Below are 22,223 nucleotides of genomic sequence, written 5' to 3'. Positions count from 1 at the left end.
AGAGCTGCCTCCATTTCACCTGCACATTTTTATGTATCACACGACGATCGTTTCTAATTCAATTAATTACCATATAAACCTGTGATTCTCGTTTTGACTTCGTCTTGATGAAATGTTTTCTCATGCATAACGAGCTCCTGTTCTATCACGCTGGGAAGCTGCTCGCGAAGCGGCGAAACCAAGTGGTCTTTTAGTGTAATTAAGGAGTTTCTCGGTTTTTCCGCCAGCTCACGCGCCAGCTCCACAGCATACTCCAAAACTTCAGATCGAGGGAGGACTTTAAAGGGTATTCCTCTTTTTTCGAGATCGGCTCCCCGGTAATTGCCTGCATTCATTAATAACTCCTGCGCCAAGCTGAACCCGAGTTTTTGGGGAACGATAAAAGTAGCTCCCATACCCGGTGTAAACCCGTATTTCATAAAATTAGTGGTATACACGCTCTCCCTGCTCAGAATAACAAAATCAGCAAAGAGCCCCATGACAAAGCCGCCCCCAATTCCGTGACCCTGCATGGCAGCAATGACGGGAATTCTGCAATCAAGTGCCAGAGAATAGAGATTGTCATCAGTAAACTTGGTGATTCCTTGCTGGATTCTCAGCAAACCTTCTTGTGTTCCGCCTGAAGCAAAATAATTGTCGTATCCCGTTAAAATCACTGCTTTATAGCTTTGTTGATTGCGAATGAATTCGAACGCTTGAATTAATCCGTCTGTGAGTTCTTGCGAAAACGCGTTTTTATGAACACGGTCATGCATCTTGACCTGAATAATAGCGGGCTCGATTTCAAAAAGCTCTACAACAGAATGCGTCATGATGTCCTCCTAACGGTTTCTGATTGTATGTATTTCACACAGTTTACGGGCTCTTCTCCCAAGGGAACTGCCCCGTTTCAACGTACCTTATGATTCCCATTTGATTTTGAGGGTCGGAAAACATGTCTTGATTTTCAGTTAAAGCCATGGATTTCGTACGGCGCGGGCGGTCATCCAATGAATTGATAAACTGTTTATACCGCGCAATTGCCTTTTTATTTAACCGCCGCAAGCGCAATAAATGCTTTCTCAGCAGGACCTCACTTTGAGCGTCAGAGGCATCTACCAAGCCCCATTCCTTGGCTTCCTGAACAAAAATCGGTTTTGTCATTAATGTCATATAATGCGCTTTTTGATAGCCGATCCTGCGAATCAGAAATGGCAGCACACAAGCTGGATAAAGACCAAATAATAACTCGGACAGACTGAATGATGCAGTTTGATCCGCTATGACAATATCACTGGCAGCCACAAATCCAAGACCTCCGGCATTTACTTTTCCCCGCACATGTGAAATGGTGACAAAAGGACCAGTCTGCAATTTCAGCCACAAATCATAGAGAGGTTCTTGAGAACTCGCTTGTTTTCTGCCGCTTTTCATCTCCTGATATATTTCTTGAAAATCGGCTCCGAAACAAAATACCTCCGGGAGCCCCTCTAAAACAATGACCGTAACGGAAGATGTCTCACATTGATTCATCACTTGTAAACATTCATCGATTAATTGGTCATTGATCGTATTATTAGCGTCAGGACGATGAAAGGTTAGATAGCAAATTGACTCTTGAAACCGGACCTTAATCGTTTGGTATGTCACGACATCCACCTGTACTTGCGATGAAACTCAGAAATTTCTTCTAAAAACAGCCTCGGCTTTTCTTGATGAAATTGCAATACCCCCGGAATCATCTCAAGATCCAGCTTGACATTACGAGTTCCGAACCGGACCATCCCGCTTCCCTTGAACAGCGTTTCATACTCATCCATTGAAAGATGATATCGATTGTCCAAGTGCTTCTCGATTTCAAATAAGCGCTGGCGTTTTTGGCCTTGAGGCGTTACTATTCCGCTGTAAAATTCAGAACAGCAGCCTGAACCATAGGAGAAACAGCCGATTCGTTTAGGCGAGTCAAGCTGCGCTTTGTCAATAGTGCTAGCCAGCGCCAGAAGCAATGCGGCTCCCATAATGTTTCCGACCCTTTGGCAGTAGAGCAATCCAGGCTGTACCCGTTTCAAAAAATCAGTTTCTATCTCGGCCGTTTTCGCCTTTGCCATCTTACGCATCATCGTCCGGTGCGCCCCTTTCACCATCCCGCCAAAAGGCGTATGGTAGGCTAGATATTGAAACGTATCTTGATAATGAGCCCCGGGTACACGTTTTTGATATTCCAAGAACGTTTGTTCACAGCAATCCAAATATGACATTAAAGACAGGTCAGCATCTCCCGCCTCACTGTCGGGAATGGGACGGCACGTATCCATCACTTCGTAGCCGTAATAGCCGTTTGCCCCGGGATCAACTTGAAACACCTCGGGATTTTCGCCTATCAAAACAGCCACTGCTCCCGCTCCGGCACTCGGTTCGGCATAGGACCAATCCTCACTTAAAGCGTCTCCGCCTTCAGCGATTAAAAAACGGGAAATATCACTGGCGATGACCAGTGCTTTGGCACCCGGAGACGTCTGGGATAATATAAAATTCACTGCCATTTGAAATCCGGCAGTTCCTGAATAACAGGCTTGTTTTATTTCGAACAAACGGCAGTTGCGATTAAGGCCTAAATATTCATGGATATAGGTGCTTAATGATTTTCCAAAATCGATCCCAGATTCGGAACAGGAGATCAGCAATTCAATCCTGTCCTTCTCTGCGTCACTTAGTGAATCAATAATCGGTTTAGCCGCATTCACTCCAAAGGTCACAGGATCTTCGTAAGGCAGTGCTACCGCTTTTTCCTTCATTAATAAATTTTCAAATCTAGCAGTATCTAAATGTCTGTACTTGGCTAATTGCATGACATCAAGGTATGCCGTTCCGCCAAAGACATTCATCGCTTCTATTCCAGCAGAAACCATTTATGATTCGCCTCCGCATTTTTCAATGTTTTGTATACAAACAGCGGTATTCATTCCGCCAAAACCCATGCTTAAACTCAACGCGTTTTTTATGTCGTGTGAAATTGATTGATCCGTCACCCAATGCAAGGAAGGATCAATTGGATCATGTAAATTCCGGCTCGGATGCAGGCGTGATTCTTTCATTTGAAGCAGTACAGAAATAATCTCAACAATGCCTGCTGCACTGAGCCCATGCCCGGTTATTGATTTTGTTGCATTTATATAAGCATGAGAAAGACCGCAAGCATGCAGCGCCTTCAATTCAATTTCATCTCCAATGAAAGAACCCGTGCCATGAGGGTTTATGTAATCAATTTCTTCAGGTGTGAGACCGGCTCTCTCCAATGCCTTTTGTATGACATAGATCTCCCCTTCTAAAGAAGGATCAGGATTGCGGTTCCCATCTACTTTGATTGACCATCCTGACAATGCAGCATAGGGTTTTACGCCCCGGCGGACAGCCGTATCTTTTCGTTCTATCACCAATGCGCCGCAGCATTCTCCATAAATAAATCCATCTCTGTTCTGGTCAAAGGGACGGCACGCGTTTTCCGGCTCATCAGCATATTTATCCGTTCCCATAGCGCCTAAAGCCCTGAGCGCCTCACATTCCATATAGGAAATATCCATTAACGCCCCCAGTGCGATGCAAATATCAACCTCTCCTGACAGGACTTGCTGAATTGCTTGAATCACCGCTAACTGGCCGCTTGCGGAAGCACCTCCCGCCGTATAAGCTATACCGGTGATTCCAAACTGTTCTGTACAAAGACCGCAAAGATCGCTATCCATAAAAGACAGTGCATATGCTGGCGACATGAAACCAGAGCGGTCCCTATAATTCTCATAATGCTGGAGGGTCTCTCTTTGCTGAAAGTTCGATCCTCCTGCTATCAGCCCGATACGTGCGGAACCAGCATCGTCTAACTTCGCCTCCTCCCAGGCTTCTGAGAGAGTAACCAAAGCAGCTCGGCTGGAAAATGACGCTTTTCTTAGCAGTTTCTTAGAAAGACGGTCCGGATAAGATAACGAAGGAATTTCAGCTCCAATAAACCGGCTGTCTTTTTGTCTGCCAGGGCGCTGCATCACTTCAAAGGCATGCCTCCCAGACAACAACGAAGAAACAAAAGCCTCTTTTCCTTGGCCGATCGCTGCCGTTACTCCGACACCGGTCACCAGAATCTCAGGCGGATTGTACTTTGTCATAAAGCACCTCAGCTAATTCGCCGATGTTGTTCACACCAGACAGCTCGACACGAGGGATTTTTAATGATAAATCCTCAAGCACCATGGTTATAATTTCAGCCCTGTCTACAGAATCAGCCCCTAAATCAGCTAATCGATCTTCAGGCTCAAAACGGTGTCCGTCCAATTCCGGAAGAACCTCACAAATATTAGTAATCAATACTTCGAAGACTTTCTGTTTATTCATAACGTTTGTCTCTCCTTTAAATGGAATGTTAAACATTCAGGCTTCAACCATTTCTTTCGCAATATTCAATCTTTTATTATTGCACAATAGACTTTAAAGCGCCTTTTGAGAAAATAATGCAATTCTGTCGTTAAGTAACTTTGCGGTTTCTGTCATTAATATTTTCCCGATGTCATCCACATGACGGTTCCGCCAGCTCTCTAATTCTGAGCCTTTGACCCATTGATTAAAAGCCCCTAACGCCGGACCGCAGTGAACTTGATAATCGACTTTAGACTCTTCGCTTCCGCTGATCGCCAATTGCGAGCTATACCTAAAGTACCATCTGAAAATCAATGCCATCTTATGTTTCGGATTCCGTTCGGCCTTATCAATCTGTGCCGATGGATAGTGTAATTTAATATCTTCATATATTTTTTCGATACTGCGTTTAAAATATTTCTCCTCTAGCTGAGTTAAGGTCTTTTGATCGATCTCACTCAATGATCCAAATCGCTGGTAAAGTTCATGCAGCTTGCTGGCTCGCGCCGGAAAAAACACACCTTTTTTTAGCACTTGCACTTTGCTGCCCGATTCGAACATATCACCCGCTGGCGCATACGCCGTATCTTGAACATTCATTTGCTGCAATAAATCTTTCACTCTGTCACTTGTGGCCGCTTCAACCGTACACTGATTGATTGAGCCGGTTAAGATAAAATCAGCACCGAGCATAAAGGCAGCCATCGCCGCCTCAGGAGTCCCTATCCCGCCTGCCGCACCGACGCGTATTTTTTTGTTATATCGATACTTTTTCATCATTTCGTCTCTTAATAATGTCATCGCCGGCATCAAGCTGTATGCAACACCGCCGTCCGTATGACCGCCTGAGTCTGCTTCCACACAAATATCCTCTGCCACAGGGATCTCCCGCAATAACTCAGCTTCACTAGTTGTGATTTTGTTTTCTCTTAAAAGCTTTTCTACCATATTCTCCGGCGCAGGACTCATAAAGGATTCGGCAACCTCCGGCCTTGAGATTTTCGCTATCATTCGATTTGCACATGTCACTTCACCGTTTGGACGCCGTTTCAATCCTTTGGCGCGATATCTAACTAAAGCAGGAGTGACACTTAGAAATGCGGAGGCTTCCAAATGTCTCACATTATGTTTCAATAAAAGATCAATCATTTTTTCTTCTGATTCAATATGCTTCATATTGTGCACCAGGTTAATGCCATAGGCTTGTCCCTGCCCCAATTCGCCTTGAATAGACAGAATCGCATCCTCAACGTCATTCAGATCCAAACCGCCCGTGCCAAAGAACCCCATCATCCCCGCTTTTGACATCTTTACAACCATTTCTTTCGAAGCAATTCCGCGGTACATTCCTCCTGCAAGATAAGCATATGTAAGTTGATAGTCTTTTTTAAACTCGGCACTTCCTAATGAATGAGCTGTAATCTCAGCAGACATTCGAGCTGAATGGGCGTCAGTTTCTGCTTGTTCATTTTGCTGGCCGGGAAAGACATTTTTCTCTGTTGAATCAGCATGATGTGTTAACGGCTCCGCTTCATTTTTTATGCGGGTAATTAAGCCGGTTAACACCTTTCCAGGACCGACTTCTTCAAACTCCATTGCTCCTCTTCCCATAAGATAACGAATGCTGTCTGTCCATCTAACCGTGCTGTTCATTTGTTGAGACAGGGTCTCTTTCAGCCTTTCCTGTTGATAAGGCTCTGCATATACATTCGAGATAACCGGAAAAGACAAAGGCGCAAAATGGAATGTTTCTATAAATTGCTTAAATTCTTGTTTTGCTTCATTCATATACCTGGAATGAAAAGCTCCGCTTACGTTTAACGGGTGAAACAGCTTTACATCCTGGATGGTTTCAAAAACAGCTCCCGCTTTTTCAATATCTTTTTTTTGCCCGGAAATCACAATTTGCCGAGGTGTATTCTCATTTGCCACATCAATCGTATGTAAATGATGTTCTTCTAATACGGCTGCAACTTGTTCCTTATCTAAACCAATCACCGCAGCCATACCGCCTCCAGTAATCCGTCCCATCAACTCGCCTCTTTTTTTCACCAGCTTTAAGCCTGTTCCAAAGTCAAATGCGCCTGCTGCAAACAGCGCGTTGTATTCTCCTAAGCTATGCCCCGCCGCAAAATCAGGTTTTTCTCCGGTCTCCTCCAGCTTTTTCAAATAACTGAGTGCATTGACCACGTATAAAGCCGGCTGAGTATATTGAGTATGATTGACATCGAAATAGCTTTTTTCAGTACAGAGTTTTTTGATTGAATATCCAAGTATTTGATCTGCTTGGTCGGTCAAATGCTGATATTGCTCAAAAAGTCCTTGTCCCATTCCTTTTTGCTGGGAGCCTTGTCCTGGAAAAACATATGTAATCATCTTGTTTACTTCCTTTCTAGTTTCTGTAAACGCTCAACCATCTCCAGATTTTTCAGCTCCTGATGAAATGGTGTGATGATTGAATGACAGCGATTCGCTGAATCTCCCGAGATTAATTGTTTAACAAACGCAGCTAAGGTTCCTGAAGGCCCCAAATCAATGAAATGGCACGTATGCTGACTTTCCAAAAATTGAATAGCTTCTCGAAATCTCATTGGTCTTCTTACAGTATCCCAAAAGAAATCGTTATGAATCTCGCGAATGCTCCTTCCCGTTAAACAGGATACCAACGGGATTGAAGGGTGTTTAAAAGATTTTGATCTTAAAAATTCTTTATATACATCTTCTGCAGGATCAATAAGAGAAGAATGAAATCCGTAGGATACAGGCAGCGGCTGGCAGAGAATCCCGTTCTCTCTCAGGACATCAGTGATCTGCTGTATGTTTTCACTTTCTCCCGAAATGACAAAGTGCGAATCATAATGAATGGAGGTTAATTCACTATTTTCAAATAGATGCGGATGATCAAGTAATAGTTGCGGTTTGTCGAGTATAGCCAGCATTTTTCCTTTATCGCAGTATTTTTCGATGACGGTAGCCTGTTCAAGTATGCATTCCAGTATCTCTTTTGCGTCTAAAACACCGGAAGCAGCAGCTGACGCGAATTCTCCCAGACTTGCCCCCAGCACGTAATCAGGCTGGATTCCCTTTTCTGCGAAAACCCGATATAAAGAATACTCAACCATAAAAATAGCGGGGTGCGTATAAAGGACACGGTCAAACGGATCCGATACACGCTTAGCGGGATGATACATTTCATTGACTATAGATATGCCGATTTGCCGAGAGACAATGGCATCCATTTCAAGCATACATTGGCGAAAAACGGTGTTTTTGCTGAATAATTCTTTTCCCATATGATGGTACTGAGAGCCTTGTCCGGAAAACATAAAAACGAGTTGTTCATTCATTTTTATAACCTTCTTTTTTATGTATTTAAAGGTGAGTTACGAAAATATGATGGTGCTGGCTGGCTGTGAGAAAAGCCTCGTTTTATGGTTTATAACATGAATGGAAAAATGCTTTGGTTTTGTTGTTCTGGATGTGGAAGCTCGTTAATGAAGTGATCTTGGAAGTATCTGAATTTGATGTGAATCATTTTGGCATCGCCAAAAACATCGACTCTATTATGACTTAGATGTTTTTGAAATAAAGGGCGGTTCTCTTGAAAGGAGAGCGATGGTTTATCGTAATATAAAAACTGACTGCGATAGTGCAAATGTCCGCTAGAGAGCGAACTTTTTTTATGAGCCTCTTTATGTAACAGTATATAAATTCTTTCAGTTTTAACAGTGTCTATCGAATCATGCATGACGTATACTTTAGACCCGAATTTGAGGCCTTTTGGTATAGAAATCGGTTTAGCGTGTCATAGGTTCCGCATCTGTTTCAATGCGGCGGATCAATCCTGTTAACACATTTCCCGGTCCTATTTCCTCAAACTCCATTTGACCTTTTTCCATTAAAAAGCGTATACTTTCAGTCCATTTTACCGAATGGTTGATTTGATCCGCCAGTGTCGGCTTAATTACTTCAGAAGAGTACGGTCTGGCATATACATTAGAAATAACCGGAATAGACAAAGGAGCAAAATGAAAAGTGTCAAGAAACTGTTCAAACTCCTGCTTTGCATGATTCATGTATCTGGAATGAAACGCACCGCTGACGTTTAAGGGGAGAAACATCGTAACGTCTGTCTTGGCTTCAAAGATGGGTGCGGCTTTGTCAATATCTTCTTTTTGACCTGAAATCACAATTTGATAAGGAGCATTTACATTCGCAATGTCAATCTCATGTAAATGATGATCTATCAAAACCTCTGAAACCTGTTCTTCATTTAGTCCCATAACGGCCGCCATACCGCCGTTGCTTACCATGCTCATCAGCTCGCCTCTTTTTCTGACAAGCTTTAACCCCGTCTCAAAATCAAAGGCTTCAGCCGCAAATAGCGCATTGTATTCTCCAAGGCTGTGCCCGGCAACAAAATCGGGTTTTATGTCTGTTTCCTGTATTTTTTTCAGGTAGCTTAATGCGTTCACTACATATAAGGCCGGCTGAGTAAATTGCGTTTTGTTTAAGTTTGAATAAGGATTTTCTATGCATAGGCGTTTGATAGAATACCCTAAGATCTCATCTGCTTGTGCCGTAAGTTCTTTAAACTCATCAAATAACTCACTGCCCATTCCCTGTTTCTGTGAACCCTGTCCCGGAAAAACATATGTGATCATTCTATTAAAGCCACCCTTCCCCGCATATATAATTACCTGCTGACTTACGTTATAGAAAATATAAGTATTGCCCCGGATAAATAGTAGCATGTTCATGTTGATGGTAACCTCTGTAAATATTATCCGTCAAGTTAATTTTTCCTACACTTTCCATCGTTTTTTCTCTGCATTTTTCCATAAAGGTATAAAGAATCAGGACATGCTGTAAAACATAAGAAAATAGACCTGCATATCACTCGTGCCAAAAGATGATGATACATAAGCTTCATTTCATTACTTAATAAAATCAACCCGTGCTTTGTCATCATTTTTCAAAAGGCAAATCTTTCGGATGCAGAAAGAAAATAGTCTAATAGAATGATTTCGGAAAAACTTATTTAAAATCAAAAATACCTCTTTGGTTTTTTCTATTGCGGAATTTCACAAAGTATTCTCTTTTATCAATCTGAAAATAAATATTATGTTTTAAAAGCTCACCTATTGTTTGCCCTGGTGTTTGACCAAATGAATGCCCCGGATAAACCCGCACTTCTGGGGAAACGATGGATTTTATCTTCTGAACACTATCGAACATATCATCTGCGGAACTGCCATGATCTTCACATATCCCGCATCCTTCCGTAAAAATCGTATCTCCTGTGAATATACTTTCTGAAAACAAATAACACATCCCGCCGGCTGTATGCCCAGGTGTAAGCAGACATTGCGCTTTCGTCATTCCTATGCTGATGGTTTCACGGTCTTGAAGAGCAATTAAGTTTTTGCATCTGAATTGGTAAAAGTCGATTTCTGTTTTCGACATATACACTTGAGGATCAAATAATGCCGAGAGCGGCTCAACAAGATTTACATGATCATAATGAGAGTGCGTTAAAAGAATTGCTGATAAATCAACCTCCAGCTCAGAAAGTTTATTAGTTAGTTTACTCAATTCCCATGATGGATCAACAACTATCGCAGATCGGCTTACAATATCTTCAATGATGTAACAATAGTTAGTCCACCCTTGATGAAATGTTTTGATCGTATGTACCGCATAAGTAACCATTTTCACCATTCCTATCAATATGAAGTTCTTTCATTCTCTCTTCCATTCCCACTTTACCAAACGGTATGCGGCTTTTCCATTCTTCAATTCATTCTTGCAGTTACGGCTTGATTCACATAAAAAAAGTTATTCTTTTTGGAGACTTGTCCATTAAGAATAACTTTTTGCAGTGACCTATTCACTCTTGGGCTGATTCATCAACGCATATAGATTGTAAATGCTGCATCATAACACGTTTGATCCGTTCTTTATTCACACGGCGAGGGTCAAACATCGCATGTAAAGCCAAACCATCGATTAAGGCGTACAGCCTCTCTCCTTCTATTTCTTTATCAGCATGTTTTTGCAATAAATGAAGCTGGTCCAAGTAGTCAATCAGATTTCGAATTGCTTTGTAAATCTCATCATGTCCCGCATCAAACATATTGTCTTTATGTCTCGCATAAACAGTAAAAGCAAACCATACCTCCATCTCTCTAATCGTTTCAGCATTTGTCGGGACAATTTCAAGCAGTATGTGTAACACTTTTTCTTTAGGCGGCAAATCATGGGCAGCAATTGCATTAATGCGGGCTGTCACCTTTTCTTTCACAAGTTTCATTGCAAAAACAAGCAATTCATCCTGAGTTGAAAAATAATGGCGAAGCGCACCTAACGACAGTCCTGCTTCTTTGGCAATGTTTCTGACTGAGGCCCCCTCCATCCCTCGTTCTAAAATCACCCGCCATGTCGCTTCTGCAATGTGTTTTCTTCTTTTTTCATGGTCAATTTGTTTTGGCATATCTTTATTTTACCAAGAAAAAAATCAGAGAGCAATTTTTATAATACAGTTGTTTTATAAAAACGCAGATGGTAAAATCATATTAAATAATACAACTGTATTAGAAAGAGGGGAACAGATTGAACAGTGTCGCTTGGATGATTGTCTTCTGCGAAATAGGATTTTGGGTTGTAATAGTGTTAGGCCTTGTCGTACGCTATCTATTTAAACAAGATAAATTAGGGCTGTTTCTTTTTGCCTTAACCCCTGTCATTGACCTGATTTTGTTAATAATGACGTCTGCGGACTTATACCGCGGAGCCGTTGCGACTACTGCACACGCGATTGCTGCAGTGTACATCGGCGTATCGATTGCTTTCGGCAAGCAAATGATCCAATGGGCGGATGAAAAATTCCGTTATTATGTAACAAAGCAAGGCTCAAAACCGCTTGTGCGCTATGGAATGGATCATGCGAAACATTATGCGAAAAGCTTGATCAGACATGTGCTCGCTTATCTTATTGGTGCCGGGCTGCTGGCCGGGATGATTTATTTTATTAATGATGCTGCCCGTACCGAAGCGCTGAGCAGTGTTTTAAAGCTATGGACAGTCATTCTGGGCATTGATTGCCTGATCACCGCCAGTTATTTTATCTGGCCGAAAAAAGCGAAAGCTTCAAAAAATCTCAGAAGTTAAAATTAGTCTCGCTAAAAAATCCTTTTTCTATTGAAAAAGGATTTTTTCACTTTTGTAAATATATGTTACACTTTATGCAAGTCATCTAGATAAGGAGCTTATATGAAAAAAGCCTATGCTTTCTCAGTATACCTGTCGGATTTTCGCTTTTTTCATTAGGCACTTGCCTAGGAAACATATCCTGTTTTTATTATTATTTTATGAGTTCTGCTGTATTGTGAATCACTAACATGTAAGGAGTGTAATACGTGAGCCAGAAAGAACACGACACGCCATTTAAAGACTTAAAACCAAGCTCAAAAATAATAGTGATTGTATCCATTGCCCTCCTTATCACAATTGCAGCTGCTGTGATCTTCGGCGGTTATTTCTTCGGCATGAAAGGGCTATTTGCCATCCTCGGCATCACATACGATTCCAATCAAACCTTATTGTTTTTTATATTGGGATGCTTTGCTGCCGGACTGGTTATAGACCCTCTAACAAAAGTCGTTTCTTTGATAATGATCCATTCACTTTCTATCAGAAAAACAGCACTTTTCACATTTGTTTTTTATTTCATCGCTAATTTCATAACAATTTGTTTAGTAGATTACTTTATGGATTCTATTTATATCCCGGACGCATTACTCTTTGTCATATCAGCATTTATGGCGTTCATTGAACTAGCATTTGATGATCAGCCTAAAACATAAAAAGATAAAAAACCGCTTGTGATTGATTCAAGCGGTTTTATGCTGTAATGACATTTTCGTCGCCTCACTTTCCTATAAGTCAACGAGAAAGTGTAAAACAGTTAGAGGAATGAAACCTGGAATGCAAAACAAAAATCAAAATATGTCTAAAAACTTGTTATGGTTTCGTTTCTTCTTGTTGCTGTGTCTAGTGTGCATCACAGCCTCGGCTACGGGTGAGGCAGGATCGGGCAACCAGAGGCGGTTCAAGGCTTAAGGGCATAGCCCTCACTCTTTGTCCTTTCATTCGCGAGTGAAGATACATATGAAATCTTTTTAATGAATTGTTTAGTACTCTTTAATTCTCCTTCGAATATTTTGTATCCTATTCATAATCTCTCCTTTGCCAATATAAAAAGACGCCCAATCGGATGTCTTACTCTCTTTCTACTAGAACGCCTGTAATCACCGGTGTCTCTTCACCTTCTTGCACCGGGCCGTAAGCTGAAACCTTATCACCCTTAGTTAATGTTAAGTAACTCATGTTCATCACTTGATACAAACACTTTTCACCATCTTCTTCCTGAGAAATTATAAACGAATCCAAAGCACCACCTTCATCCATTACACTCTCGACTGTGCCAGTTATCTTCACAACTTTATCAACTGGTGGATCGTTTACATTTAATTCTTCGTATGACGCTTGATTAGCAATTTCCTTTACTGTTTCGTTAACTTCTGCCCGTGCTGTGTCTGTAGACTCGTCTTCTTGAGTAACACCAGCATCAACTATAGACAACCCATCTGTGTTTGATTCCTTGTTTATTTCATTCTGTTTCGTAGTGTCATTGTTTTTCGTTTCATTGCTGGTTGAACAGCCAGCAAGCAGTCCAATAGATATCAAAGTAATTATTATGTATTTCATGTAACTCCCTCCATTATGAGAAGAGTATACCTTACATGATTGTTTCAAACTATTTTTTAATAGACAAAAGTTAATCCCTCCCCCATACATTCCTTTCCTCTGTTCACATGTGCACCTGCATCGCGCAACTACCCAAATAAAAAAGCACCCCGAGGGATGCTTTTTTATTTTCTTTTCACATCAAATTGCGTGACAAGTCGCATATTAACATTTGCTATACGCTTACCATCTTCAAACTCATACCAATGTTCACATTCTTGCAATTCTTTTATAAGTGCTTTCTCAGATTCTGCAATTACTTTAGCTGTTCTTAAATTTTCATTATCAAACCAAAAAACAACTTCAAATTTCATAAACTTTCACCTCTTGATTTATTATCAGACAAGAGGACTAGAAATGAAACAGTTCGCAAAATTTGTCGAACGATTCCCTTTTAATCACATATTTATTCTTTCTAAACTGCCACCGTACCGCCCATTGTCTATCCTGATATTTACCGGAAGCAGTTTACAGAGAATATAAAAAAAGCACTTTCACAAAAACAAAGTGCTTGTACAATTAATGTAATTCATCCATTAATTTACATAACACTTCAGCAGCTTCTTTGACACCTATTTCAACAGCAGTTCTCTTATCAATTTCCAAGTTATTACCCCTTTCTCTTGTTGATAATACTCTATTTCCTCAGCTCCCCATACGTTTTATACTGTGCAACTCGTCGAACTGTTTTAATCCCTTGTCGTCTCTGTTTTAAAGCCATATCCCTAAAATGAATTACATACCTGTTACTTTTGAAAAATTGACGAAAAATGAAAAGAAAAAGGCCCATCCTTGTTATTTTGGATGAGCCGGGTTATATTTTGAATTTCTTCATTGCGTCTTAATTGATTCCGATATAACGAGCGTTTTACGCTGGTCCGAGTGGTTAAATATCTCAGTTTGTAAAAGTGATAGCAAATGTTTTCCTCAACGGATGGGTTTCAATTTCGTCTATACCTACATACTCAGCAGCCGCCCTGAGACGTACGCCATCGAACGGGATATTGGCTTGCCTTCAACATAAGCAAAGGATCTATCCCCTTCACCAAACCCCGCTACATCACACGTTTAAACATCTTTTCCATCTCATACGTGGTGTTATTTTATATTCCGATATAAACACTCAATCCTAGTGAAAACCTTGATATTTCAGTGTTTTCTTAGTCTCACCATTTACGATAATTGCAGTGAATTATCATGATTATTCATAAAACATGGGCAAAATATGGGCAAAATCATTTGATTATGATTTTGTCCATGCGTTTTATCAGGGTTATGAATGAGCGATTTCGAACGAAATTTATATCAGATCATTGTGAACATGCATTTATATGGAAAAGATCCGACTTTACCAGAACTAAAAAGAAAGACTGGGAAAAGCGAACAAGAAATACGAGAGGCACAAAAAGCCTGATCAGCAAAGGCATTCTTTCATGGGATAAAGAAAAGAAAATGTGGATTATCTAAAGTCCTGCTCAAGAGTAGGGCTTTTTATATATTGAAGCGATTTTCCCTTAGTCAATATGTCAATTTTAAGTTCATATGAACACAACTAAAGATATCCCTTTCCATTAAGTTCATGATACCTTATTACCGAATTTGTTATAAATATAGAAAATTATGTAATGTGATGTTAGACTCTAATTGCTTAAATATTAAGGGAAGGAGAACCAAAATGAACAAGGTAATCGGTAGTTTCAAGAGTAAGTTTGCGATTGTTTTGGCGTTGGTTTTAGCTTTAGGTTTTGCAACAATCTTTGGCACTCCCCAAGCTCAAGCTGCACAAGCAAATAATGATTATCAAGACAAAAAAGCAGCCGAACAGTTGGCATTAGCTTTTTATGAAGCGTCTACATTTGACAACGAGACAATTAAGTACAGTTTTGATGTTGAAAAAGCTATTGCATCCGGAATCAAATTAGCTGATGCTGTCCAAATGAAAAATTATTTAGAATCGTTGTCACCTGATCAAGCTAAAGAAACATATGATCAACAAGTAAGCGCAATAAAAGAAGTGAAAAATAATCCAACAATTGCTCCTATTATTTGGTGGGCTGTGAAAGTTCTTGCTGGTGCTGGCTTAGCTTGGTTAGGTAAAAAACTTTTAGATATGGGTGGATATGAGTTTTGTAAAAGATATGAGGATTATAACGACGTTACAAAGTATGTATGTAAATTTATCGGATAACATCTAGGAGTGATCAATATTGAAAGCATGGTTTGTATATGTCTTTATTGCGACATTGGTGTCAATGCTAATTCAATCAGGATTAGATAAGGCTGGTATGTTAAACTTGAACAACATATGGGCTGATTTTATCAGCTGGATTATCATTTTCTTTGTCGTTTATATTCTGGTTGACTTGGCAGGAAGATTCCTCTTACGCTCGAAAATCGAAAAGCAATAGTTAAAAAATCCCCTCCTATAAGGAAGGGGGTTTTCTTTTTCATTTCAATAGGCTTCCAGTTTTGCTTTTGTAGCTGGCCCGTAAATACCGTCAGCCTTTAATCCATTCATTAGTTAGAAGCGTTTCACTGCGTCATCAGTTCCTAAACAAATAAGTAAGATAGGAAAATTGACACAGATCAAATGATTCATTTCGCACTTTTGAATCACATCGCTGTCTTTTTATTCATTTTCCCATGGTAAAATCTAGTTGGATCTTTTAAATGAAAGGATATGAACATGAAAGTATTTGAAGCCAAGACGTTGCTTTCTGAAGCAGATAAACGTGCAAAAGAATACAAGGAATTAAGAAGTCAGATGGTTAATCTAAAAAAGGCTTTTAAAGCTGTAGCTGATTTAGATGACAGTGAGTTTTCAGGCAAAGGTGCTGACAACATCAAAGCATTTTATCAAGACCACGCAGGGGTGGCTGACAATTGGATTGATCTAATTGATATGAAAATTGCTTTCTTGACAAGCATTTCAGGCACTCTAGAGGACGCCAGCTTATCTGATGCTTATATAGAAGAATCCTTCTTAGAACACGAGCTGGCTAACGCCTACACAAAATCAAAATCTATTATGTCTGAACAAAAGAAAGCCATGAAAGATATCTTACATGATATCGACGATATCCTTCCGCTTGATCTGTTTTCAACTGAGGACTTTAAAGACGAACTCGCCGATGCGGAGGACAAACGCAAAAAAACAGTCGATAAACTAGGCAGCGTGGACGAAGCACTTGTTACTGAATATGCCCAATCAGAGCCAAACGAGCAATTCATCAAGAAGGACTTCCAAAAGCTTGAGGAATCAACAGGTAAAGGCAAGAATGCTACCCCCATCCATTACAATGCCAAGGCGTACCGTGACAGTGACATACATAAGAAAAAAGGCGATATTGAGAAACAAACTGAAGCTTATTTGAAGATCAAGAAAGACGAAGCGAAAGAACGAGAAATCAAAGAGCTAAAGAAGAAACTAGCTGACGGAGTTACGGACCCGGATGAATACTTAGAAATTGCCAAGAAAGTCGGCTATGAGAACCTTACCCCTGAACAGCTTGAATTTGTTTCATTTCTTGAACAGCGTAAAGCTTTCATGGATAACGGAAAAGAAGTGTTGCAAATCATAGGTGATGGCGCCAAGGGTGCGATTGTTGGTATATACGATCTTGCCAAGGATACCGGTGAAGGAGCTATTCAATTCGGATGGAATATCGGTTGGACAATTGACAACTTAAACAAGGATCCTCAAAAAGTGCTGGATACCGTTTTGGAATACGACTATCAAGCTGCCTTTCAAAGTATGGTTGACACATTGAAGGATAATTGGGATACAAAAATGATTCACGGAGATGCATACACACGGCTGCACTATGTTACTTATTTGGGCGGAAGCCTTCTGTTATTGAAAGGTGGAAAGTCCTCTGTCTCAACAGGCTCGAAAGATCTTGCTAAAGTTGGGAAAGCAGCTGGTGGCACAATTAAGAAAGGTGGAAAGTCTGTAAAACAGTTTGTCAATTCTCCTGTCAATCGATATACTCCTGCATTAGAAGGAATCCTTCAAGATGCTGAGAAAACCATTAACGTGAAAAATACTCCGCTGCTAAAAAGTATTGCGGAAGATAAAAAAGAGAGTGTTCTCAGAAAATCTGAAACTTCTAACAACATAGGTATAGGTAATGTCAAACAAGGTGATAGTACCCCTCTCGCACCTGGTGGAGGGTTAGCTGCTCATGAAGCAAAAGGCGGGCACCTTATTGAAAGACACGTTGGGAAGACCGACGAAGAATTAATAGAAAGACTGAGAACTGATCCTAACCCACATATTACAGCTTCATCTACTTTTAAAGATAGGGCTACCGCTGAGAGAATTGCTAATGCAGTCTTAAACGATCCAAAAAATATAAAGAAAATCGAAAATTGGATTGATGATCCTAAAAAACCTAAATTAATGTTAAAATACAAGGGCGATGGAGAAATAATCGGCAGAAGTGTAACAAGAAATTCAGAACTAGTAGAGAACGTTACAAACGCAAAAATTATACTCAAAAAAGATAACAACGGTAACTTTATTCTTACAGGATATCCAACCAAATAGAAAGAGAGGAAGTATCATGGATGAAAGTTATGATTTCTTAGACGAATTAGAAAATTTTTTAGGTGCAACATTTCATCAAGATATCCGATCCCCTGAACACGCATTAGACGAATTTATTGAGGAAATTAGTAAAGAAGGTTTGCTATTTACAGTTAAGTTTTGCGAAGAGTTTCTAAATAGCGATCTAACTAAAGAAGAAAAGGAAGACATTATAAAGTGTAATGCAGAAATATATTTCCCGACAATTGGATTACCACCTATAGAATGGTTGAAAAGTGTAATAGAAAAACTAAAAGAAGCTATTTAAAAGAAACACTGAAAGGCCCCCATTTTAAGAGGGCCTTTTTATATTACTTCAATTTCGCTTCAATTTTTGCTTTAGTCTTCGGCCCGTAAATGCCGTCAGCAACCAATCCATATATGGATTGGAACCGTTTGACCGCGTTTGCTGTTTTCGGTCCATATACGCCGTCGATGCCGTTATTCTTCGCCCCTTTGTCCGGGTAGAAATAAAGAGCAGCAAGAGCTTTTTGAATCTGCCTTACGTCATCCCCTTTTCGCATAGAGCTTGTGACTTTATAGATGCCAGAAGGCAGCGCATATGACGTTTTTTTGCTGCTTGGTTTAGGGCTCGAAGTGCTTGAGCCTTTAAGCTTTAATACTTGGCCGACCTTGATCAAGTTCGGGTTCTTAATACCGTTCAAGCTTTGCAGGGTTGCCACACTCACCCCGTGCTCTTTTGCAATTGCGGAAAGAGTATCGCCTTTTTTGACTGTGTAAGTGCCCCCAGAGGCTTTAGACGCAGATGTTGAAGTTGTTTTCCCGCCCAGAGCCTTCAATTCTTTTTCAATGGCAGCCTTAACCTCATCCCATCTGCCCTCCGACAAAATACGGTGCGGGCAAAACTTGCCGTTCCAATCTTGATGCTTGCGCACACGATCAATACCCCAACCGCGCTCTTTGAGCAGCTGCGCTACAAATTTGATTGCCAGTTTTTCTGCCGCGTAGTATTTAGCGCCTCCCGATTTACTATAACAAATTTCGACACCAATCGACTTACGGTTCCCGGTGCCGTTTGTGCCGTCTCCTGTGTGCCATGCGTTGCGATTTAACGGTAGCCCTTGAATAACCTCTTTGTCATCAACGGCAAAATGAAAGCTTGTCGAGCTAGTATTTCCGATCATATAGCTGATTTCATTGGCAGCTGACGCGTCATTCGCTGTATTGTGGATGGTGATGTATTCAGCGTCCATGTGATTAGGGCATTTCAAACCGTATTTAGATTCTGATACAAGATTCTTTTTCACTTTGATTGTCATAAGTGTTCTCTCCTTTATTTTTGATATAGAAAAAGCCGCCGGGTTATCCAGCAGCCTGTTCATCCTTTTCTTTTGTTTGTTCGTTGTCATTTTCGATTACGTGAAGCCGATCAGTAATGGCAGCCGGAATCTTAACGCCGATCTGTGCTAGGTTCTCCGTAATGGAAAGCCCCTCATTGGCGATATAAAAAAGAACGGTTCCAAATGTCAGGACACCGTTCAGACTGAGGATTGTATCTACGATATTTGCCACAATGACCACCAGAAAACTGAGCATCTTACGTACATAACCGAACCATGCGCTACGGCTGCGGAGCTCCTTAAACTTCCACGCTTTCACCACACCGGTCAGGATATCAATGATGTTTAGCACCAGCATTAAATCAAGATATTTCACACCCCCAAACAGATAAACTCTCGCTAAATCCAACGTATCAAAGTTAATGAACACAGTCGTATCCTCCATTTCTTGTTATCACCTCCTTAGAGGCAAAATAAAAACACCTCTCTGGGTGTTGGTTAACTTCCTAAATCTATGACAACTGGCTCTGTAGCTGGATAGGTCAGGCCAGTAATTTGTTTATATTGTTCTTCTGTTATCCTATTTAGCTCAACAAAACGGGCGACATCAGCATTTGTGTAATACTGTCTCCCCCATCCATAAATGGTTTTGATATTTGTAAACCAATCCATCACCCTTCCCCTCCTTCAGCCAGCATCAAAAATAAGTCCGCAAACATTTTAGCCTGAGACTCTATTAAATTCTGAGCCTCGGCCAACTGCACCATTGTTGCCGCGCTTTGCGCCTTTAGTTGATCTACAGCTGATGGAGGATTAGTAGGACCCTTCAAACTATCTTTATATTTTTGATCTGCTTTTTCTAACCACTCCTGTTTTTCACTGTCGAACCAAGGGCGCCACATACCCTGTCCATCTTTCACAGGAGGGATGCTTGTTGCGTTTTCTGGGATTTTATACTGTCCCGTCTCAGGATCAGGATTCAGAGTCTCCGGCTGACCAAGGAAAAACCCCTCTGAGTCGTATGGGTATATTTGAATCAATATACTCCCTCCTTTAGTTTAATGGGATAACTTCATCAATGTAGTATCCAGTCACGCTGTTTGTTTCATTTGATATAAGTCCTGTGAGCTTAATGTCCCCTGATGAGAAAACAATCAGTTTGGCCATTCCTGTTGTCCCGCTAACTCCCACCATTTTCACTGCACCCTTTGACGGTGCAAAACTACTTGGAATAGATGCGCAAACCACTTCACGATCTGTTACGATGTGACCAGTAAGATGAAGGGCACCAGCCTGTTTTTTATATTGAAGTTGCCTTTCTCCTGTCTTCGCTCCGTTTTTGTAGGTCGCATTTAACCAGGGAACACTGTCAGTATCATTTTCAGTGAGAAGTCGCTTCCAACCTGACCAGCCTAAATTACCGTCAACATAGTTTGAATATATATTATTCTTATAATCTATAGCCACGACATAGCCAAAAGTACCGTTACCATTATTATCAAGGGATGTGAAGTGAAAAAAACCCCTTGTTGATAAAGTGGAGGGAGCATTCAAGGGCTTCCCAGTAGAATAAAACGTTCCGAACGTTTTGCCTGCTTTCACAATTCTGTCCAGAAAATCGTCTGTATCAGCGATTGAAATCAAGACCCCTCCAACATCATTTGTGATTTTGAAAAGCTGAGCACCGTTCCATTTTGTACGTTCTGCTGCAGAAATATGAGCAGTCGCATCTTTTACATGCGTATCAAATTCAGTTTTTGTTGCCTGTTTGTCATTGGTAACATTCCCGAGTCCGACTTGATCTTTTGTCACCCCATGAGGGTTGTTTTTATTATTAATGTGTTGATCAGTATATGTTTTTGCGTTTTTTTCGGCTGTATCTGCCTTGTTTTGTGCTCCCGTCGTCGTTTCCTTTGCATTCCAATTTGATCGCTCTGTGGACGTGATATGACGCGAAGAATCCGTATTGTGTGTATTGAATTCTGCTTTTGTTGCTTGCTGCACGTTGTCTACGTTCCCCAACCCTACCTGAGTTTTTGTCACCCCATGAGGGTTGGACTTGTCATTTTTATGGGTATCTAAATTAGCCTGAACAGCATCAGCCTTTTTCTGTGCCCCATCTTTTGTTTCAATGTTCTCTAAGTCCTCAAACTTTTTCCGCAGCTCTTCAACGGTCTTGATGGTCTCGTTATAAAGCTCGTTAATCTTTTTTTTCAAGGACTCAAAGTCATCTATATAGTATTCCACGCTTGGTAGGATATCAGTGTCTATCAAGGCTTTCTTAATCTCAAAAGAAAACTCATGGATCGACATGGCCTGCTGATTAGTGTACGAAACATCCAATTCCGCCCGTACGGGCCCGATGTGTCTGATTTCTTCATCAGAGAGTACATATGTCAGCCGGCCGTTCAATTTATCAATGATTTCAATGTTTCGGACAAATCGGCTGCCGTCAGACATTAAAAGAACGAGCTTCACCACTGCCGCGGATAATGGCAAGGGAACCCCGTCTTTCATAAGCTGGAATGATAGCTTTGCTGTTCCTTTGTCTTGAGTTGTATATTGGATGTTTGTTTGTACCTGGCTTTTACGCCGGCCATTGATCGTAAAAGTAAGTGATTCATCTTTGTACGGCATAGTGTCCCTCCTTTACTCCTCTATAGAAGGAGATCCCTTTTCAGCCTGCCGCAACCTTTTGATCTCATTCATTTCCTCTTCTGTTATCTTGCCTTGATCGACAGCCATAGAAAGAAGCTCCTCCTTGCCATCCCAATATCCTGATAAATAACACGTCTTGATAGCATTATAAAAAGGGCTGCTCATCCCACATCGCCCCTTACCATTGTTTCAAGTATATCGGCAACAGCTTTCAGCGCCTTTGCCCCGTCGCTTTCATCATCTAAATCAGCTGTCTCAAGAGCCTCGATGTATTCAGCCGATGCGCTTTCTATCCACTCTGTTCCCGTCCATTTGGCCTGCACCAAGTCACCCGGACTGATCTCGGTTGCATTTTCCGGAACAACACGCTTTACGTTTCCGTCATCATCTTCGATGTATTGAATTTCAACCGGGCAATCATAAATATAGTTTTCATCATATTGATAAGCCCACATTTGTTTATATTCCATATGAGACACCCCTTT

The 22,223-nt window shown here is 40.8% G+C and carries 25 protein-coding genes and 3 pseudogenes; 7 read left to right on the top strand and 21 right to left on the bottom strand.

Translation table 11 applies throughout. The annotated features are described in order from the left end of the window. Positions 1 to 62: 62 nt before the first annotated feature. The 11 genes and pseudogenes from NSS75_RS09775 to NSS75_RS09725 form a co-directional block, all read right to left on the bottom strand. Entirely contained in the window at positions 63 to 812 is a 750-nt protein-coding gene (locus tag NSS75_RS09775) for a polyketide synthase (protein ID WP_198097424.1), read from the bottom strand. A 43-nt stretch (positions 813 to 855) separates the two neighbouring features. Continuing rightward, entirely contained in the window at positions 856 to 1,638 is a 783-nt protein-coding gene (locus NSS75_RS09770; protein ID WP_151175042.1) for an enoyl-CoA hydratase/isomerase, read from the bottom strand. Then, entirely contained in the window at positions 1,626 to 2,888 is a 1,263-nt protein-coding gene (locus NSS75_RS09765) for a hydroxymethylglutaryl-CoA synthase family protein (protein WP_339237256.1), read from the bottom strand. The genes NSS75_RS09770 and NSS75_RS09765 overlap by 13 nt, the downstream gene beginning before the upstream one ends. Then, positions 2,889 to 4,136, bottom strand: a complete 1,248-nt coding sequence (locus NSS75_RS09760) for a beta-ketoacyl synthase N-terminal-like domain-containing protein (RefSeq protein WP_024121474.1) — start codon at positions 4,134 to 4,136, stop codon at positions 2,889 to 2,891. Continuing rightward, a complete protein-coding gene (locus NSS75_RS09755) occupies positions 4,114 to 4,362 on the bottom strand; it encodes an acyl carrier protein (RefSeq protein ID WP_024121473.1) in 249 nt (82 codons plus the stop codon). The genes NSS75_RS09760 and NSS75_RS09755 overlap by 23 nt, the downstream gene beginning before the upstream one ends. Positions 4,363 to 4,455: 93 nt before the next feature. Next, positions 4,456 to 6,759 carry an ACP S-malonyltransferase gene (fabD, locus tag NSS75_RS09750; RefSeq protein ID WP_339237252.1) on the bottom strand — a complete coding sequence of 768 codons (2,304 nt, stop codon included), beginning with the start codon at positions 6,757 to 6,759 and terminating at the stop codon, positions 4,456 to 4,458. A gap of 5 nt (positions 6,760 to 6,764) precedes the next feature. Continuing rightward, the gene (locus NSS75_RS09745; RefSeq protein WP_339237250.1) at positions 6,765 to 7,730 is read right to left on the bottom strand and encodes an acyltransferase domain-containing protein; all 966 of its coding nucleotides are present in this window, start codon (positions 7,728 to 7,730) and stop codon (positions 6,765 to 6,767) included. 450 nt (positions 7,731 to 8,180) lie between these two features. Beyond that, the gene (gene fabD, locus NSS75_RS09740) at positions 8,181 to 9,047 is read right to left on the bottom strand and encodes an ACP S-malonyltransferase (protein WP_339237247.1); all 867 of its coding nucleotides are present in this window, start codon (positions 9,045 to 9,047) and stop codon (positions 8,181 to 8,183) included. A gap of 73 nt (positions 9,048 to 9,120) precedes the next feature. After that, positions 9,121 to 9,243, bottom strand: a pseudogene (locus NSS75_RS09735) (hypothetical protein); the annotation flags it as partial. Positions 9,244 to 9,420: 177 nt separating this feature from the next. Then, positions 9,421 to 10,095: an MBL fold metallo-hydrolase gene (locus tag NSS75_RS09730; RefSeq protein WP_216394469.1), complete on the bottom strand. Its 675-nt coding sequence runs from the start codon at positions 10,093 to 10,095 to the stop codon at positions 9,421 to 9,423. A 178-nt stretch (positions 10,096 to 10,273) separates the two neighbouring features. After that, positions 10,274 to 10,876: a TetR/AcrR family transcriptional regulator gene (locus NSS75_RS09725; protein ID WP_185847954.1), complete on the bottom strand. Its 603-nt coding sequence runs from the start codon at positions 10,874 to 10,876 to the stop codon at positions 10,274 to 10,276. A gap of 119 nt (positions 10,877 to 10,995) precedes the next feature. Between NSS75_RS09725 and NSS75_RS09720 the strand changes: the two genes are divergently transcribed. Beyond that, entirely contained in the window at positions 10,996 to 11,553 is a 558-nt protein-coding gene (locus NSS75_RS09720; protein ID WP_095713862.1) for a hypothetical protein, read from the top strand. 248 nt (positions 11,554 to 11,801) lie between these two features. Next, positions 11,802 to 12,248: a YrvL family regulatory protein gene (locus NSS75_RS09715; protein WP_106020764.1), complete on the top strand. Its 447-nt coding sequence runs from the start codon at positions 11,802 to 11,804 to the stop codon at positions 12,246 to 12,248. A 415-nt stretch (positions 12,249 to 12,663) separates the two neighbouring features. Here NSS75_RS09715 and NSS75_RS09710 read toward each other — a convergent pair whose 3' ends face one another. Then, positions 12,664 to 13,152, bottom strand: coding sequence for a hypothetical protein (locus tag NSS75_RS09710; RefSeq protein ID WP_216394470.1), 489 nt, complete (start codon positions 13,150 to 13,152; stop codon positions 12,664 to 12,666). A gap of 164 nt (positions 13,153 to 13,316) precedes the next feature. After that, complete coding sequence (locus NSS75_RS09705; protein ID WP_024121464.1) at positions 13,317 to 13,505, bottom strand: hypothetical protein; 189 nt, start codon at positions 13,503 to 13,505, stop codon at positions 13,317 to 13,319. 965 nt (positions 13,506 to 14,470) lie between these two features. Between NSS75_RS09705 and NSS75_RS09700 the strand changes: the two are divergent. From NSS75_RS09700 to NSS75_RS09690, 3 genes and pseudogenes are all read left to right on the top strand, one after another. After that, positions 14,471 to 14,658, top strand: a pseudogene (locus NSS75_RS09700) (hypothetical protein). A 208-nt stretch (positions 14,659 to 14,866) separates the two neighbouring features. Beyond that, positions 14,867 to 15,379: a hypothetical protein gene (locus NSS75_RS09695; protein ID WP_339237239.1), complete on the top strand. Its 513-nt coding sequence runs from the start codon at positions 14,867 to 14,869 to the stop codon at positions 15,377 to 15,379. A gap of 19 nt (positions 15,380 to 15,398) precedes the next feature. Beyond that, positions 15,399 to 15,599 (top strand): hypothetical protein, encoded by a 201-nt coding sequence (locus NSS75_RS09690; protein ID WP_339237236.1) that lies wholly within the window; start codon positions 15,399 to 15,401, stop codon positions 15,597 to 15,599. Positions 15,600 to 15,643: 44 nt separating this feature from the next. On the opposite strand, the pseudogene NSS75_RS09685 reads toward NSS75_RS09690, so the two are convergent. Further along, positions 15,644 to 15,739, bottom strand: a pseudogene (locus tag NSS75_RS09685) (peptidoglycan-binding protein); the annotation flags it as partial. A 138-nt stretch (positions 15,740 to 15,877) separates the two neighbouring features. Here NSS75_RS09685 and NSS75_RS09680 point away from each other — a divergent pair. Together NSS75_RS09680 and NSS75_RS09675 are read left to right on the top strand one after the other, a co-directional pair. Beyond that, positions 15,878 to 17,740: a T7SS effector LXG polymorphic toxin gene (locus NSS75_RS09680; protein ID WP_339237233.1), complete on the top strand. Its 1,863-nt coding sequence runs from the start codon at positions 15,878 to 15,880 to the stop codon at positions 17,738 to 17,740. 16 nt (positions 17,741 to 17,756) lie between these two features. Further along, entirely contained in the window at positions 17,757 to 18,047 is a 291-nt protein-coding gene (locus NSS75_RS09675) for a contact-dependent growth inhibition system immunity protein (RefSeq protein ID WP_029316956.1), read from the top strand. Between the two features lie 43 nt (positions 18,048 to 18,090). Here NSS75_RS09675 and NSS75_RS09670 read toward each other — a convergent pair whose 3' ends face one another. The 7 genes from NSS75_RS09670 to NSS75_RS09640 are packed head-to-tail and all read right to left on the bottom strand — an operon-like array spanning position 18,091 to position 22,208. Beyond that, positions 18,091 to 19,059: an N-acetylmuramoyl-L-alanine amidase gene (locus NSS75_RS09670; RefSeq protein WP_339237230.1), complete on the bottom strand. Its 969-nt coding sequence runs from the start codon at positions 19,057 to 19,059 to the stop codon at positions 18,091 to 18,093. Between the two features lie 43 nt (positions 19,060 to 19,102). Further along, complete coding sequence (locus NSS75_RS09665; RefSeq protein ID WP_339237227.1) at positions 19,103 to 19,525, bottom strand: holin family protein; 423 nt, start codon at positions 19,523 to 19,525, stop codon at positions 19,103 to 19,105. Between the two features lie 53 nt (positions 19,526 to 19,578). Continuing rightward, the gene (locus NSS75_RS09660; protein WP_339237224.1) at positions 19,579 to 19,752 is read right to left on the bottom strand and encodes an XkdX family protein; all 174 of its coding nucleotides are present in this window, start codon (positions 19,750 to 19,752) and stop codon (positions 19,579 to 19,581) included. Next, the gene (locus NSS75_RS09655) at positions 19,752 to 20,120 is read right to left on the bottom strand and encodes a hypothetical protein (protein ID WP_339237222.1); all 369 of its coding nucleotides are present in this window, start codon (positions 20,118 to 20,120) and stop codon (positions 19,752 to 19,754) included. The genes NSS75_RS09660 and NSS75_RS09655 overlap by 1 nt, the downstream gene beginning before the upstream one ends. Positions 20,121 to 20,133: 13 nt before the next feature. Then, positions 20,134 to 21,717 carry a BppU family phage baseplate upper protein gene (locus tag NSS75_RS09650; RefSeq protein WP_339237219.1) on the bottom strand — a complete coding sequence of 528 codons (1,584 nt, stop codon included), beginning with the start codon at positions 21,715 to 21,717 and terminating at the stop codon, positions 20,134 to 20,136. Positions 21,718 to 21,729: 12 nt separating this feature from the next. Next, positions 21,730 to 21,903, bottom strand: coding sequence for a hypothetical protein (locus NSS75_RS09645; protein WP_019260060.1), 174 nt, complete (start codon positions 21,901 to 21,903; stop codon positions 21,730 to 21,732). Continuing rightward, positions 21,900 to 22,208, bottom strand: coding sequence for a hypothetical protein (locus tag NSS75_RS09640; RefSeq protein ID WP_339237216.1), 309 nt, complete (start codon positions 22,206 to 22,208; stop codon positions 21,900 to 21,902). Before NSS75_RS09640 ends, NSS75_RS09645 begins: the two co-directional genes overlap by 4 nt. Positions 22,209 to 22,223: the final 15 nt, after the last annotated feature.

It is taken from the genome of Bacillus sp. FSL K6-1012 (assembly GCF_037964915.1).
In the GTDB taxonomy this organism is placed as follows: domain Bacteria; phylum Bacillota; class Bacilli; order Bacillales; family Bacillaceae; genus Bacillus; species Bacillus halotolerans.
Note: the sequence above shows the minus strand (reverse complement) of the source record. Positions and strands in the feature narration are given on the sequence as shown.

Excerpts from the sequence above, each read along its gene's own strand:
- NSS75_RS09775 (WP_198097424.1), bottom strand. The coding sequence starts at position 812 with ATGACGCATTCTGTTGTAGAGCTTTTTGAAATCGAGCCCGCTATTATT.
- NSS75_RS09765 (WP_339237256.1), bottom strand. The coding sequence starts at position 2,888 with ATGGTTTCTGCTGGAATAGAAGCGATGAATGTCTTTGGCGGAACGGCA.
- NSS75_RS09760 (WP_024121474.1), bottom strand. The coding sequence starts at position 4,136 with ATGACAAAGTACAATCCGCCTGAGATTCTGGTGACCGGTGTCGGAGTA.
- NSS75_RS09755 (WP_024121473.1), bottom strand. The coding sequence starts at position 4,362 with ATGAATAAACAGAAAGTCTTCGAAGTATTGATTACTAATATTTGTGAG.
- fabD (WP_339237252.1), bottom strand. The coding sequence starts at position 6,759 with ATGATTACATATGTTTTTCCAGGACAAGGCTCCCAGCAAAAAGGAATG.
- NSS75_RS09745 (WP_339237250.1), bottom strand. The coding sequence starts at position 7,730 with ATGAATGAACAACTCGTTTTTATGTTTTCCGGACAAGGCTCTCAGTAC.
- fabD (WP_339237247.1), bottom strand. The coding sequence starts at position 9,047 with ATGATCACATATGTTTTTCCGGGACAGGGTTCACAGAAACAGGGAATG.
- NSS75_RS09730 (WP_216394469.1), bottom strand. The coding sequence starts at position 10,095 with ATGGTTACTTATGCGGTACATACGATCAAAACATTTCATCAAGGGTGG.
- NSS75_RS09725 (WP_185847954.1), bottom strand. The coding sequence starts at position 10,876 with ATGCCAAAACAAATTGACCATGAAAAAAGAAGAAAACACATTGCAGAA.
- NSS75_RS09710 (WP_216394470.1), bottom strand. The coding sequence starts at position 13,152 with ATGAAATACATAATAATTACTTTGATATCTATTGGACTGCTTGCTGGC.
- NSS75_RS09705 (WP_024121464.1), bottom strand. The coding sequence starts at position 13,505 with ATGAAATTTGAAGTTGTTTTTTGGTTTGATAATGAAAATTTAAGAACA.
- NSS75_RS09695 (WP_339237239.1), top strand. The coding sequence starts at position 14,867 with ATGAACAAGGTAATCGGTAGTTTCAAGAGTAAGTTTGCGATTGTTTTG.
- NSS75_RS09680 (WP_339237233.1), top strand. The coding sequence starts at position 15,878 with ATGAAAGTATTTGAAGCCAAGACGTTGCTTTCTGAAGCAGATAAACGT.
- NSS75_RS09675 (WP_029316956.1), top strand. The coding sequence starts at position 17,757 with ATGGATGAAAGTTATGATTTCTTAGACGAATTAGAAAATTTTTTAGGT.
- NSS75_RS09670 (WP_339237230.1), bottom strand. The coding sequence starts at position 19,059 with ATGACAATCAAAGTGAAAAAGAATCTTGTATCAGAATCTAAATACGGT.
- NSS75_RS09665 (WP_339237227.1), bottom strand. The coding sequence starts at position 19,525 with ATGGAGGATACGACTGTGTTCATTAACTTTGATACGTTGGATTTAGCG.
- NSS75_RS09660 (WP_339237224.1), bottom strand. The coding sequence starts at position 19,752 with ATGGATTGGTTTACAAATATCAAAACCATTTATGGATGGGGGAGACAG.
- NSS75_RS09650 (WP_339237219.1), bottom strand. The coding sequence starts at position 21,717 with ATGCCGTACAAAGATGAATCACTTACTTTTACGATCAATGGCCGGCGT.
- NSS75_RS09645 (WP_019260060.1), bottom strand. The coding sequence starts at position 21,903 with ATGAGCAGCCCTTTTTATAATGCTATCAAGACGTGTTATTTATCAGGA.
- NSS75_RS09640 (WP_339237216.1), bottom strand. The coding sequence starts at position 22,208 with ATGGAATATAAACAAATGTGGGCTTATCAATATGATGAAAACTATATT.